This window comes from Pseudomonas sp. PA-1-3F (assembly GCF_021609665.1).
Lineage (GTDB): Bacteria > Pseudomonadota > Gammaproteobacteria > Pseudomonadales > Pseudomonadaceae > Aquipseudomonas > Aquipseudomonas paracarnis.
Genome location: NZ_WJZD01000001.1, coordinates 125,029 through 140,133 on the forward strand (window position 1 = coordinate 125,029; position 15,105 = coordinate 140,133).

Annotated in this window: 9 protein-coding genes; all 9 read left to right on the top strand. The window is 57.9% G+C overall.

All coding sequences use genetic code 11. The annotated features are described in order from the left end of the window. Positions 1-113: 113 nt before the first annotated feature. Entirely contained in the window at positions 114-827 is a 714-nt protein-coding gene (locus GIV26_RS00610) for an SIMPL domain-containing protein (protein WP_034126285.1), read from the top strand. 184 nt (positions 828-1,011) lie between these two features. Next, complete coding sequence (locus GIV26_RS00615; RefSeq protein WP_236279315.1) at positions 1,012-4,356, top strand: dermonecrotic toxin domain-containing protein; 3,345 nt, start codon at positions 1,012-1,014, stop codon at positions 4,354-4,356. Positions 4,357-4,453: 97 nt separating this feature from the next. Continuing rightward, on the top strand, positions 4,454-6,055 hold the full coding sequence (locus tag GIV26_RS00620; RefSeq protein WP_054896908.1) for an ABC transporter substrate-binding protein: 1,602 nt from the start codon (positions 4,454-4,456) through the stop codon (positions 6,053-6,055). Between the two features lie 258 nt (positions 6,056-6,313). Continuing rightward, positions 6,314-7,942, top strand: coding sequence for an ABC transporter substrate-binding protein (locus tag GIV26_RS00625; protein WP_034126282.1), 1,629 nt, complete (start codon positions 6,314-6,316; stop codon positions 7,940-7,942). Positions 7,943-8,298: 356 nt separating this feature from the next. Beyond that, positions 8,299-9,852, top strand: a complete 1,554-nt coding sequence (locus tag GIV26_RS00630) for an ABC transporter substrate-binding protein (protein ID WP_371920470.1) — start codon at positions 8,299-8,301, stop codon at positions 9,850-9,852. A 171-nt stretch (positions 9,853-10,023) separates the two neighbouring features. After that, the gene (locus GIV26_RS00635) at positions 10,024-11,418 is read left to right on the top strand and encodes an OprD family outer membrane porin (protein ID WP_003188488.1); all 1,395 of its coding nucleotides are present in this window, start codon (positions 10,024-10,026) and stop codon (positions 11,416-11,418) included. An 80-nt stretch (positions 11,419-11,498) separates the two neighbouring features. After that, a complete protein-coding gene (locus GIV26_RS00640; protein WP_034126280.1) occupies positions 11,499-13,097 on the top strand; it encodes an ABC transporter substrate-binding protein in 1,599 nt (532 codons plus the stop codon). A 75-nt stretch (positions 13,098-13,172) separates the two neighbouring features. After that, the gene (locus GIV26_RS00645) at positions 13,173-14,183 is read left to right on the top strand and encodes an ABC transporter permease subunit (protein WP_003171721.1); all 1,011 of its coding nucleotides are present in this window, start codon (positions 13,173-13,175) and stop codon (positions 14,181-14,183) included. Between the two features lie 10 nt (positions 14,184-14,193). After that, a complete protein-coding gene (locus GIV26_RS00650) occupies positions 14,194-15,105 on the top strand; it encodes an ABC transporter permease subunit (RefSeq protein ID WP_003188486.1) in 912 nt (303 codons plus the stop codon).

Below are 15,105 nucleotides of genomic sequence, written 5' to 3' on the forward strand. Positions count from 1 at the left end.
GTGGCGTGAGGGTAGCGCACGCCACGCTGAAATTTATTTGTATTGGGTAAACCCGACGAACCCCAAGGCTACGTCTACAGTCTTACCGAACACGAATATCCCCAGGAGCTTCCATGTCTCGTTTCACTCGCAGTGCAGTTGTTCTCACCCTCAGCGCCAGCGCCCTGGCCAGCCTGCCGGCCATGGCCGCCGATGCACTGAATTACAACCAGATCTCCCTGCGCGCCGAAGTCAGCCAGGAAGTGGCCCGCGACAAGATGATCGTCACCCTTTACACCGAATCGCAAAACGCCGACCCGGCCAAGCTCGCGGCCGAAATCACCACCACCCTGAACCAGGCGCTGGGCCAGGCTCGCGAAGTCAAAGGCGTGACCTTGCGCCAGGGCAGCCGCAACAGCTACCCGATCTACGACAGCAAGAACCAGAAGATCACTGGCTGGCGTGAACGTGCAGAACTGCGTATGGAAAGCGCGGACTTCCCGGCACTGTCCAAACTTACCGGCGAGCTGCTCAACACTCTGAAGATGGACAGCATGGACTTCGCCATCGCCGATGCCACGCGCAAGGCCAGCGAAGATGCGCTGCTCAAAGATGCCGTGGCTGCATTCAAGGCGCGTGCGCAACTGGCTACCGATGCACTCGGTGGCAAGGGCTACAAGATCGTCAACCTGAACTTCAACACTAATGGCTACCCGATGCCCTACGCCCGCAATGGCGGCATGATGATGAAAGCCGCCATGGCCGATTCAGCACCGACGCCTGAAGTGGAAGCCGGCACCAGCCAGGTCAACATGAGCGCCGACGGCGTGATCGAAGTTTTACAGTAACTTTTTTAGACAGGACAACGGCGCAACCCCACGGGGCTTGCGCCTTTTTTTTGCGCGTTAGCGCCACGTCATATCCAGCAGTACATCTCGCAGGAATCAAGTGCCCGGCTTCCACGACTCATTACTGCCATAGCTACCAGGGAGGGATGTGCTGGCATTTATTCATACAATGAGAGCCGAATTTATGTCCCTGTCACTCAACCCAATCCACAGGTTATCGCTGCCACTCGTAGTCGCCAAACCGACGTCGGCCATTCAAGCGCAGGCGACACCGCCCACTGCAAAAACCGCCCAACCCGACGAAACAGCACTGCTCAAGGCCTATCTCGAGGCCGCACAACGTAAGGTGTTACACGGCAATGCCGGGCTTATAACCGTGCCGCCCCAGAGCACTCTGGGCCAGTGGCTTGGGCTGTATCGCATGCATTTGGAAAACGCCGTGGTACAAGGCTGGCTGCAGGAACAACACTTCGCCCCGGACACCTTGCTTTCAATCAACCCGTCTACAGGTACCTTGTCCGCCAAGGTCGAGGGCAAAACTAAAACCTTCCATCTCTCGGATTCATCAGGCTGGGGACAAATTTCAGGACCATTGCTGGACGCCGCAAAGATTATCGCCCCTGGAAATAACGGTGATTTACGTGTGAGGCTGGGCAAGGACTCCATCAAGGTCAGCGCAAAAGTGGTGGCCAACTTTGAAGGTGTGCCCCTTCCCCAAAAGCTGTCACAGGCTCGAACACAAATAAGGCACCTGGAACACAAAGACACCTTCGATCCTATCCCCGCCGATGACCGCCTGCGCCCTGCCAGCAGCCGCTCGCCACAGGCGCTGCAGGTGCAAAAACACAACGCCGCCAACTACTACAGCACCGCACCACAAGCCTTGGCTTACAAGCGCCTGGCCGTTGACGTCGCCGACAACCTGCCCAATACGCGGGCAGAGGCCAAAAAGTGGGCGGATGACCTGCTGCTCAAACTCACGGGCAAACCTATCGACTCCGACACCGTGTACTTGAACCGTTTCAAAGGTGGCGAAAGCGCAGACACTGCGACCGGCTGGGAACACACCTTTCAAGAACCCTGGTCTTCGCTGCGCTTGCCCGACGCCTTGCTGAAGAACTTCTCCGAGCACGACTGGGTGCCCGGCAACCTGGACCTGGAAGCGGGGCTGTATACCCAGCCTGCTGGGCAAAGCGAAAAAGGCGGCTACGGCAAACACAATCAAATCGACCTCAAGCCGTCCCAAGTGATGCATGAAAGCTGGAAAACCGACTTTCAGACCCAAATGACCCAGAAGATTGACCACTTCTGGAGCACGCATAACGACGAGTATGAGACGACGATCAAAGGTGAATTCATCTTCCAGGCCCGCAAGCAATTGAAAAGCGCCGAGAGCAGCCCCCCTCTTGAACGTTCCTTGCAAGCGCCCGAGCACCAGTTCACCCGTGACGACTACCGTTTGGTGATGGGTGCCGTGTCCAACCTTACGCTCGATGAAAACGCCCCGATCACCGTGGAACAACTCAAGGCCAAAGCGCCGGCAAACGGCAACGTTCAAGCGCATGCCCTGAGCCTCCACGGGGTTACGTCCAGCGATATAGTGAGATTCAGCGCTGCGGACGGTGGCCGGCAAGTGCTCTATATACCGGGCGCCGAACCCGCATTCTTACGCTTTGATTCTATTGAGAAGCTGGATCAGTGGCTGCTCGAGCAAGCCAAGGACCCTGCAAAACGCGAAGCACTGGCGGCTCACTTCCCGATGATCTATCGCCAGGACCAGACCAAGAGCTTTGCTGAACGCGCGGCAAAAGTACTGATGCCCATTCTGTGGTTCACCCATGTGGGCGAAAAGAAGGATGGCCTGGACACCCTCTTGGCGAAAATGGCCAGTGGTGAGTTGAAGGGGTCAGCGATTGACCGCAGCCACGCTGCCATTAAAGACGACGTTTTTTCCACATTGGCGACGGCCGCCAAAGAACGGATGAACAGTGACGCCGATGTAGTCATCAAGTCCGACAGCGAGGTGATTCGCGATACGTGGCTGAACGACATCACCGTAGCCGCCGGCCTGCTGGTCAAACTCGCGCCCATCGCCGCGCCCGTAGCCGCCGCAGCGGTGGCGGCCGGGTTGACCGAGGTGGCGCTAGGGGCAGAAAAAACCTCGTCTGGCGACACCGTGACAGAGCGGGATGAGGGCGCCTCCAAAGCGTTCGATGGCTTACTCAATACAGTGTTTTCCTACGGTGCCAGTGCTGTGCCGGAAGACCCTTTTGCACTGCCCGCAGAAAAAGAACTGCCGCGCCTTAAGCCCCAGCCTCTCCCCAGGGCAAACGCTCGCGAACCACAACCTGGGACGTCCACAGGCACCCCTGTGGTTAGCGACTCCGTTAACGCCCCACTCCCCAGATCCCGTTCACTCATTCCAATGGCGCAATATGCCGTCCCGGAGGGTGAACAGCTGATAAAGAACGCGCCTCGCGACACGTTGGGTGTTTATCGAGTAACCGACAGCCAGGGAGTGCTGCGCCAGTTAGTGCGCCTTACCGACGAGTCGGGGGCGAGCAAGGTATTTGAGATATCGGGGCGTTACCGGACCGGTGATGCATTTGCCAGAGTCATCAACCCCGATAACGGCGCGGGGCTGATGGTCATCACACCCGGGCGTAACGGAGAGTGGGCGCGGGCACCGGGTGATGGCGGGATAAAATGGCCGTGGCCGTGGCAACGTCCTGAGTCCCCGACACCCAGTAACGATTTAAAAACGCCCGCACATGTATCGGATAATTTTATTGAGTTAGACGGCACCAAAATGAAAGGCGCTGACCTATTCGACAAGTATTTCAACGTTGAAGAGCAAGCGAACTATAAATATGGCGTCACTTTCAGGGAAAATAACGGTATTTTAGAAAATCGTCCTGTCTTTTCCTGGACAGCAGACAGCGCGGATTTCACCGTACTTGCATCGGAAACAGCCTCCCCCTCCTCGTTTGGTAGCAGCAATTACTCCGAATACTTTATCAAAGACATCGACCGAGACCCTTACACAATAAGACGCCCTGGCCTGGAGAACGTTGAGATCAACATACCCCGGCGGCTAGCAGGAATGACCATCCCAGATAACTTAGAAGGGTCAATTCGTGAGGGTCTGGTAAGGGACGGGATCGATACATTTGAGCGCACCGTGCCCAATCCTGACATGCGAGCGGCAATTTCAGAGGTTGCTCATCAAGGTTCTTCCGCTCCTGCGTGGTTTGAATTGCAACCTCCGCGAGTGAAAGACGGCTATAGCAGCAGCGTTGGCGACCGGCAGTACTTCATCGACTACAACCCTCTAAAAAATGAGACCGAGGTCACAATAGTCACCCAATGGCACCTGAAATATGATGTTAGAGGTGAGTCCACCCTCGTCGATGACGTCAACATAACAGCCACTCGGACTTTCACCCTTCGTGAAAGTAATGAAATAGACGGCCCGCCCGTTACAATCGATAAGTCGGCTCCCACCCGTATAGAGGTATCCCCCGCATAAAGGTATCCCCTACCTAAGCCAGCTGAACGGCGGTAACCTCGGTGACCGCCGTTTTTGTTTGGGCTGCTTTAAGATGCCCGCCGCCTCAGGGGTCTCCATGGAAAAAATCGCCGTCAAGCCACTGCTCCTCGCCGCAAGCCTTCTGGCCTTTATACCAATGACCCAGGCAGCCACCACCCTGGTCTACTGCTCCGAAGCCAGCCCCGCCGGCTTCGACCCCAGCCAGTACACCAGCGGCACCGATTTCGATGCGTCCGCCGAAACCGTGTTCAACCGCCTGACCCAGTTCAAGCGCGGCGGTACCGAAGTCGAACCTGGCCTGGCCACCAGTTGGGATGTTTCCAAGGATGGCCTGACCTACACCTTTCACCTGCGTGAAGGCGTCAAGTTCCATACCACCGACTTCTTCACCCCGACTCGTGACTTCAACGCCGATGACGTGCTGTTCACTTTTAATCGCCTGCTCGATGCCGACAGCCCGTTTCGCAAGGCCTACCCCTCAGAGTCGCCCTACTTCACCGACATGGGCTTGAACACCACGATCAAGAACGTCGAAAAACTCGACGAGCGCAGCGTGCGGTTCAACCTGAACACGGTCGATGCTTCCTTCGTGCAAAACCTGGCCATGAGCTTCGCCTCTGTGCAATCGGCCGAATACGCCACCCAGTTGTTGAAACAAGGCAAGGCGGAGCAGATCAACCAGCAACCGGTCGGCACCGGGCCGTTTGTGTTCAAGCGCTACCAGAAAGACTCGCAGATCCGTTATGTGGCCAATAAACAGTATTGGAAGCCCGAGGATGTGAAGCTCGATAACCTGGTGTTCGCCATCACCCCGGACGCCGCCGCGCGCCTGCAGAAACTCAAGGCGGGCGAATGCCAGGTCAGCGGTTACCCACGCCCCGCCGATATAGAGGTGATGAAGCAAGACCCCAACCTGCGCGTACTGCAACAAGCGGGCTTCAACCTGGGCTTCCTGGCCTATAACGTGACTCACCCGCCGCTGGATCAACTCAAGGTTCGCCAGGCACTGGACATGGCCATCGACAAGCCCGCAATCATCAAGGCCGTGTACCAGGGCGCCGGGCAATTGGCGCAGAACGCACTACCTCCCGCGCAGTGGTCTTATGACCCGAAAATCCAGGACGCCCCCTACGACCCGACCAAGGCAAGGTTGCTACTAAAAGAAGCAGGGGTTGCACCAGGTACCACCATCAACCTGTGGGCAATGACCGTACAACGCGCCTCAAATCCGAATGCGCGGATGTCTGCACAAATGATTCAACAGGATTGGGCCAAGGTCGGCATCAAGGCCAACATCGTCAGCTATGAGTGGGGCGAATACATCAAACGCGCCAAAAATGGCGAACACGATGCAATGATTTATGGCTGGACCGGCGACAACGGCGACCCCGATAACTGGCTGGGCGTGCTCTACAGTTGTGCTGCGGTCAAGGGCAGCAACTACGCCAAATGGTGTAACCCGGCGTATGACAAGCTGGTGCAGCAAGCCAAGGTCAGCAGCGACCGCGAGCAGCGCATCAAGTGGTATCAACAGGCACAGAAAATCCTTAAGGAACAAGTACCTATAACGCCTATTGCGAACTCGACGGTTTTCCAGCCTATGCGCAAGCAAGTGCGTGACTTCAAGATCAGCCCGTTTGGGCTAACGCCGTTCTACGGTGTGGGTCTAGATAAGTAACAGCCGCGCCCCAACCGAGTGCGCTAGACGCCTCGGCTGGGCTTTTTTGGTGCGCCATTTGCACCGAAAAAACCCTCCAAACAGGCACTTTTGTGTCGAAACTTTCATAATTGCGACATTCCTGTACGTTCGTACCACAGTTTTCCCTTTGCAACCGCTCTACATCTTGCATTGGGTATGGCGCCTGCATAAGTATCCGCAGGCCGACTCACGAGGTCGCCCTCACCACCAAAAATGACAACAAATCATGAGGCCAACATGCTTAAACACGCAGTCCTTCCGTTATTAGTGAGCGCTGGCCTTATGGCCGCAGCCCCCGTAGCCCTTGCGGCAACTAACCTGGTGTTCTGCTCCGAAGGGAGCCCGGCCGGTTTTGATCCAGGCCAGTACACCACCGGAACAGACTTCGATGCCTCGGCCGAAACCATGTTCAACCGCCTGAGCCAGTTCGAACGTGGCGGCACCGCCGTCGTTCCTGGCCTGGCCACTAGCTGGGACGTGTCCCCGGATGGCCTGACGTACACCTTCCACCTTCGCGAAGGCGTCAAGTTCCATACCACCCCGTATTTCAAGCCAACTCGTGAATTTTCGGCTGACGACGTACTGTTCACCTTCAACCGGATGATCAATAAAGACGATCCATTCCGTAAGGCCTACCCCACCGAGTTCCCGTACTTCACGGACATGGGGATGGACACCAACATCAAGAACATCGAAAAAATCGATGACCACACCGTCAAGTTCACCCTTGGCACCGTGGACGCCGCGTTCATCCAGAACCTGGCCATGAGCTTCGCCTCGATCCAGTCCGCCGAATACGCTGCGCAGTTGTTGAAGGAAGGCAAGCCTGCCGACATCAACCAGAAGCCGGTCGGCACTGGCCCGTTCGTGTTCAAGAGCTACCAGAAAGACTCGAACATTCGCTACACCGGCAACAAGGACTACTGGAAACCTGAAGACGTGAAGATCGATAACCTGATCTTCGCTATCACCACCGACCCGTCGGTGCGTATCCAGAAGCTCAAGAAAAACGAATGCCAGATCACCCTGTTCCCACGTCCGGCCGACCTCAAGGCGCTGGGTGAGGACAAGGACCTGAAACTGCCGCACCAGGCCGGTTTCAACCTGGGCTACATCGCCTATAACGTCATGCCAGTACTCAAGGGCCAGACCGCCGCGAACCCGCTGGCTGACCTGCGCGTCCGTGAAGCCCTGGACATGTCGGTGAACAAGCAGCAGATCATCGACTCCGTGTACCAGGGTGCCGGCCAACTGGCAGTCAACGCCATGCCGCCGACCCAGTGGTCCTATGACACCACCATCAAGGATGCCAAGTACGATCCTGCCAAGGCCAAGGAATTGCTCAAGGCCGCTGGCGTCAAGGAAGGCACCGAGATCACCCTGTGGGCCATGCCGGTCCAGCGCCCCTACAACCCCAACGCCAAATTGATGGCCGAGATGCTGCAGAACGACTGGAAACAGATCGGCCTGAAGGTCAACATCGTCAGCTACGAGTGGGGCGAGTACATCAAGCGCTCCAAAGGCGGCGAGAACCAGGCCATGATCATTGGCTGGAGCGGCGACAATGGTGACCCGGACAACTGGCTGAACGTGCTGTTCGGCTGCGACTCGCTGTCGGGCAACAACTTCTCCAAATGGTGCGACAAGAAATTCGACGGCATCGTTAAAGAAGCCAAGGCCACATCGGATGTCGCCAAACGCACCGAGCTGTATAAGCAGGCGCAACATATCCTCAAAGATGCAGTCCCGATGACACCTATCGCGCACTCGACGGTGTATCAACCCATGCGTAATACCGTGCAGGATTTCAAGATCAGCCCGTTTGGCTTGAACTCCTTCTACGGCGTTAGCGTCAGCGGCAAGTAAGGTTCAATAACGGCGACGTTTCATAACGTCGCCGTTATTCCATCCGCCTGGACCTTAGGAAACAGACTACGTTTGCGAGCATTGCCGTCTTACAGCAATGAACTGCGACCCGTGCCTCCGTTGCCTACAAGGTCAGTCAGAATTGACGCATTTACTGCAAGGTCAGCGCCCCATAAGGTCGTAGGACAGCAGAGGCATCACTCTGGGAAGGGCACTTGCTGTGTGTGGGATCAGTGAGGTCTGCCTGGCTGCACGCCAGCAGGTAGGCTCGCTGTTGATAACTACAAACAAGGACCGGGATCGTCATGCGCCATACCACCGTTGTATCCGCTCTGTTTGCCACCAGCCTGCTGGCCATGGCCACCATGGGCCAAGCCGCCGAGAAAAAGAGTCTGGTGTTCTGCTCCGAAGGCAGCCCGGCAGGGTTTGACACAGCGCAATACACCACCGCGACCGACAACGATGCGGCGGAGCCTTTGTATAACCGTTTGGTGGAGTTCGAAAAAGGCGCGACCGACGTCGTCCCTGGGCTGGCAACCAAGTGGGATATTTCCCCGGATGGCCTGACCTACACCTTCCACCTACGTGAAGGGGTGAAGTTCCACAGCAACAAGGAATTCAAGCCGACACGGGACTTCAACGCCGACGACGTGCTGTTCACCTTCAACCGCATGCTTGACCCCGAGCACCCGTTCCGCAAGGCCTACCCCACCGAGTTTCCGTACTTCAACGGGATGAGCCTGAACAAGAACATCGCCAAGGTCGAGAAAACCGACCCGTACACCGTGGTGATGACGCTGAACACGGTCGACGCCGCGTTCGTGCAAAACATCGCCATGAGCTTTGCCGCGATCCTTTCGGCGGAATACGCCGAGCAGTTGCTCAAGCAAGGCCGGCCCAGCGACATCAACCAGAAGCCGATCGGCACTGGCCCGTTCGTGTTCCAGCGCTATCAGAAAGACTCGCAGATCCGCTACGTGGGCAACAAGCAGTACTGGGACCCGAGCCGCGTCAAGCTGGACCAACTGATCTTCGCCATCAACACCGACGCCTCGGTACGCGTACAGAAGCTCAAGGCCGGCGAATGCCAGGTGACCTTGCATCCACGCCCTGCCGATGTCGAGGCCCTCAAGGCCGACCCGAACCTGCAACTGCTGACCAAGCCGGGCTTTAACCTGGGCTATATCTCCTACAACGTGCGCCACAAGCCATTCGATCAGCTTGAAGTACGCCAGGCGCTGGACATGGCGGTGAACAAGCAGAGCATCCTCAATGCTGTGTACCAGGGCGCCGGGCAACTGGCGGTCAACGCTATGCCGCCGACGCAGTGGTCCTACGACGACAGCATCAAGGACGCCGCCTACGACCCGGAAAAAGCCAAGCAGTTGCTCAAGGCCGCCGGGGTCAAGGAAGGCACCGAGATCACCCTGTGGGCCATGCCAGTGCAACGCCCGTACAACCCCAACGCCAAGCTGATGGCGGAAATGCTGCAGAACGACTGGGCCAAGATCGGCCTCAAGGTCAAGATCGTCAGCTATGAATGGGGCGAGTACATCAAGCGCACCAAGAACGGTGAGCATGATGTCAGCCTGATCGGCTGGACCGGCGACAACGGTGACCCGGACAACTGGCTCGGCACCCTCTACAGCTGCGACGCCATCGGCGGGAACAACTACTCCATGTGGTGCGACCCGGCCTACGACAAGCTGATCAAGCAAGCCAAGGTCGTGACCGACCGCGAACAAAGGACTGTTCTGTACAAACAGGCGCAGCAACTGCTCAAGCAGCAGGTGCCGATCACGCCCATCGCCCACTCGACGGTCAACCAGCCGTTAAGCGCCAAAGTCGAAGGCTTCAAGGTAAGCCCCTTCGGCCGCAACGTGTTCTCGGGCGTCAGCATCAACCCATAAGAAAATAACCGGATGGCGGGGAGCGAAATACGCTTCCCGGCAAACGTGCAGGCTTTTGTTGGGAAATTTCCTACGCCAAACGTTTGCAATAGCTTGAACGAGTTCCACACCCAATAGCCGGATCACCCAAAAAGACCGGCATTAAAAAAGAGAACCAAAGGAGCTTCACCCATGAAACTGAGCAGCAAAGCGCTTCTGGCCTTGGCCATCAGCAGCATCACGGCCACCGCCTACGCTGAAACGCAAAGCCAGGACTTCGTTCCTACCACCCTGGCCGGCACCAGCGCCCAAAGCGAGGCCAAAGGCTTTATCGAAGATTTCAGCCTGGGCGGCACCACGCGTAACTGGTACTCCCATGAAAGCAAATACCGTGGGGGCACCTTCTCGTACCAGAAGCACGGCCAGACCCTGACCGATCGCAACCGTACCAACTGGGTGCAGGGCACCATCCTCAACGCCAGCTCGGGTTTCACCCAGGGCACCGTAGGGGTCAAGACTGAAGTGGCGGTGTACAACGCCCTGGTGCTGGATCGCAGCAAGCGTGATATCAAAGGCGGCTCCAACCGTACCCTGGCCGACTCCAACGGTGACGCCGTAGACCAGTGGAGCAAACTGGGCCTGGCCAACGTGCAATTCCGCGTGTCCAACACCACACTGACCGCCGGTCGCCAGAACTTCAGCAGCGGCATCGTCGACACCATCGGCAACCGTGCTCTGCCTTCGAGCTTCCAGGGTGTGAGCTTCAACAGCGAAGAGTTCAGCAACCTGTCGTTCCAGGGCGGCGTGTTCGACCGCGTTTCGCCACGTAGCGAGCAGAGCCTGTCGAAATTCCGTAGCGAATACGGCAATGGCGCAGAAACCGACAAAGTGTCGACCCTGGGTGTGAACTACCAGCCGCTGAAAAGCCTGAAAACCAGCTTCTTCGCCGCCAACGTGAAGGACTTCTGGAACCAGTACTACTTCGGCGCCACCCACGAGCTGGGCGACGCGCAGCAGTTGGGCCTGACCACCGGCTTCAACTACTACAAGACTGTCGATGAAGGCAAAAAAGAGATGGGGGAAATCGACAACGATACCTTCTCCCTCTCCCTGGGCCTGACTCACCAGGCACACAGCCTGACCTTCGGCTACCAGCAAGTGAACGGTAACGAGTACTTCGACTACCTGCACGAAACCAACGGTATCTACCTGGCCAACTCCCTGACGTCTGACTTCAACGGCCCGAACGAGAAATCCTTCCAGATCGCCTATGCCATCAACATGGCTGAATACGGCGTACCCGGCCTGAAGTTCAACGCTTACTCGGCACGCGGCTGGGGCATCGACGGTACCCACTACACCGGCAACAATGGCCGGGCCAAGTTTGCTTATGACGGCATCCAGTCCCAGGACGGCGAGAAGCACCAGGAATACGGTGTAGGCGCCTCTTACGCGCTGCAGAGCGGCCCACTCAAAGCCACCACCGTGCGCGCAACCTATGTTGAGCACCGTGGCAGCGAGTTCCAGTCCGACGGCAGCATCAAAGAGTTCCGTCTGGTTACCACCATCCCGTTCAACATCCTTTAATTAGCGCCAGGCAGGCGGCGAGCTCAGGACGAGCCCGCCGCCTACGCTTTTCTGGCTCCATCGATTGCAGAGGGCTCTGAATGAAAATGCTCCCACTACAAGCCGCCATGGCCGCTGCGCTGTTGAGCGTGGCGATCGGCGTTTCGGCCAAACCGCTGGTGGTCTGCACCGAAGCCAGCCCGGAAGGTTTCGACCCGGTCCTGTACACCACTGCTGTGACTGCTGACGCCGCCGCTGAAACCATGTTCAACCGCCTGGTGGACTTCAAGCCCGGCACCACTGAAGTGGTCCCTGCCCTGGCCAAAGACCTGCCGGAAATCAGCGCCGATGGCCTGACCTACACCTTCCATCTGCGTGACGACATCAAGTTCCACACCACCGACTATTTCAAACCCACGCGCAACCTGAATGCCGATGATGTGCTTTGGAGCTTCCAGCGCCAGCTGGACCCGAATCACCCATGGCATAACAAGTCCCTCGTGGGCTACCCGTACTTCGAAAGCATGGGGTTCAAGGAACTGCTCAAGAGCGTAGAAAAGACCGACGATCACACCGTCGTCTTTACCTTGACCCGCCCGGAAGCTCCGTTTCTGGCCGACCTGGGTATGGCATTCTCTTCAATCCACTCGAAGGAATACGCCGACCAGTTGCTCAAGTCCGGTAAAACTGAAGACCTCAACGCCAAGCCTATCGGCACGGGCCCATTCGTCTTCAATCGTTATCAGAAAGATGCCCAGGCGCGCTTCAAGGCCAACCCGGACTACTTCCGCGGCAAGCCGGCGGTCGACCCGCTGATTCTGGCGATCACCACCGATAACAACGTGCGCCTGCAAAAGCTCAAGGCCAACGAATGTCAGATCGCGTTGTTCCCCAAGCCGGATGACATTCCAAGCATCAAGAAAGACCCGAACCTGAAGGTCGATGAACTGGCGGCGATGACCACCAGCTACACCGCATTGAACACCACTCGCAAATACATGAGCGATGCCCGAGTACGTCACGCGATCAACATCGCGTTCGACAAGGCCGGTTATACCGAAGCGCTGTTCGGCAAAGGCAATGCAGTCGTGGGCACCGGCCCGTATCCGCCGACCTTGCTGGGTTTCAGTGAAAAGCTGAAAAACCCACCGCGCGACCTGGATAAGGCGCGCGCCCTGCTCAAGGAAGCCGGCGTGCCGGAAGGCACCGAGTTCACGCTGTTCACCCGTAACGGCGGCGGCCCGACAAACCCTAACCCGATGCTCGGCGCCCAGCGTATGCAGGCGGATCTGGCGCAGGTTGGCCTGAAGGTCAATATCAAAGTCATGGAATGGGGCGAAATGCTCAAACGCGCTAAAAACGGCGAGCACGACATGGTGTCGGCAGGCTGGGTCGGTGATAACGGCGACCCGGATAACTTCCTCACCCCGAACCTGAGTTGCGATGCGGCAAAAAACGGCGAAAACTACGCCCGCTGGTGTAACAAAGAGTTTCAGGACTTGATCGACAAAGCTCGTGCGGAAAAGGAACCGGCCTTACGGGCCGCGCTCTATGAACAAGCACAGGATGTCTTCGAAAAAGACCAACCATGGCTTCCCATGGCTTACCCGAAACTGTTCACCGCCATGCGCAAGAACGTAGAAGGCTTCATCCAAAGCCCTCTGGGTACGAATAACTTCGCCACCACCCAGGTGAAGTAATAAGAAAAACGCTCGGCACCGTCGACACTGACGGTGCCGGACCTGCCTAACCGGCTGATTGAGGTACACACCAAGATGTTTAGTTTTATTGCCCGCCGACTGGGGTTATTGATCCCCACGTTCTTCGGCATCACGTTGCTGACCTTTGCGTTGATTCGCATGATTCCAGGCGACCCCGTAGAAGTCATGATGGGCGAGCGACGGGTTGACCCCGAAATGCACGCACAGGCAATGGAGCGCCTTGGCCTTAACAAGCCGCTGTATGCGCAATACCTGGACTATGTCGGCAAGCTCGCCCAGGGCGACCTTGGCGAATCGCTGCGCACACGCACCAGCGTGTGGACCGAATTCACCGCTCTCTTCCCCGCGACCCTGGAGCTGTCCATGGCCGCGCTGTTGTTCGCCGGTATCCTGGGCCTGTTGGCCGGGGTGATCGCGGCACTCAAGCGAGGATCCCTGTTCGACCATGGGGTGATGGGCATCTCCCTGGCGGGGTATTCGATGCCGATCTTCTGGTGGGGCCTGATCCTGATCATGTTCTTCTCGGTAAGCCTGGGCTGGACCCCGGTATCCGGGCGTATCGACCTGCTCTATGACATCGAGCCGCGCACCGGCTTCATGCTGATAGACACCCTGCTGGCCGACGAGCCGGACGCGTTCTGGGATGCATTGCACCACCTGATCCTGCCGGCCATCGTGCTCGGCACCATCCCGCTGGCGGTGATCGCGCGCATGACCCGTTCGTCGATGCTCGAAGTGCTGCGTGAGGACTACATCCGTACCGCCAAGGCCAAGGGCCTGTCGCCAGCCCGCGTGGTGTTCGTGCACGGCCTGCGTAACGCACTGATCCCGGTGCTCACCGTGGTCGGCCTGCAAGTCGGCACGCTGCTGGCCGGTGCGGTACTGACCGAAACCATCTTCTCGTGGCCCGGCATCGGCAAATGGCTGATCGAAGCCATTGGCGCGCGGGACTACCCGGTGGTGCAAAACGGCATTCTGCTGATCGCCTGCCTGGTGATCCTGGTGAACTTCGTGGTGGATATCCTCTACGGCTTCGCCAACCCACGCATCCGTCACCAGCGCTGAGATCATGACCATGACCACACCTACTCAAGTGTCAGCAGTCGATCAGAGCCTGCTGTACCCGTCCCCGTACAAAGAATTCTGGCAAGCCTTCTCCAAGAACAAAGGCGCGGTCGCCGGCCTGCTGTTCATGTTGCTGATCGTGTTCTGCGCGATCTTCGCCCCGTGGGTTGCACCGCATAACCCCAGCGAGCAATACCGTGACTTCCTGCTCACACCACCGGCGTGGTTGGAGGGCGGGCAAATGCAATTTCTGCTGGGCACCGACGAACTGGGCCGTGACTTGCTCTCGCGCCTGATCCAGGGCTCGCGTCTATCGTTGCTGATCGGTTTGTCGTCGGTGGTGATGTCGCTGATCCCGGGTATCCTGCTGGGCCTGTTCGCCGGGTTCTTCCCGCGCTTGCTCGGCCCAACCATCATGCGTCTGATGGACATCATGCTGGCCCTGCCATCGCTGCTGCTGGCCGTGGCGATTGTCGCCATCCTCGGCCCTGGCCTGATCAACACCGTGATCGCCATCGCCATCGTGTCGTTGCCATCCTATGTGCGCCTGACCCGCGCCGCCGTGATGGGCGAACTGAACCGCGACTACGTGACTGCCGCCCGCCTCGCTGGCGCCGGCCTGCCACGCCTGATGTTCATCACCGTGCTGCCTAACTGCATGGCGCCGCTGATCGTACAAGCGACCTTGAGCTTTTCCTCGGCGATTCTCGATGCCGCGGCCCTGGGCTTCCTCGGCCTTGGCGTACAACCGCCAACCCCTGAGTGGGGCACCATGCTGGCTTCGGCCCGAGACTACATCGAACGCGCCTGGTGGGTCGTGAGCCTGCCTGGCTTGACCATTTTGCTCAGCGTGCTGGCAATCAACTTGATGGGTGACGGCCTGCGCGATGCGCTGGACCCGAAACTCAAGAACGCCGCCTGA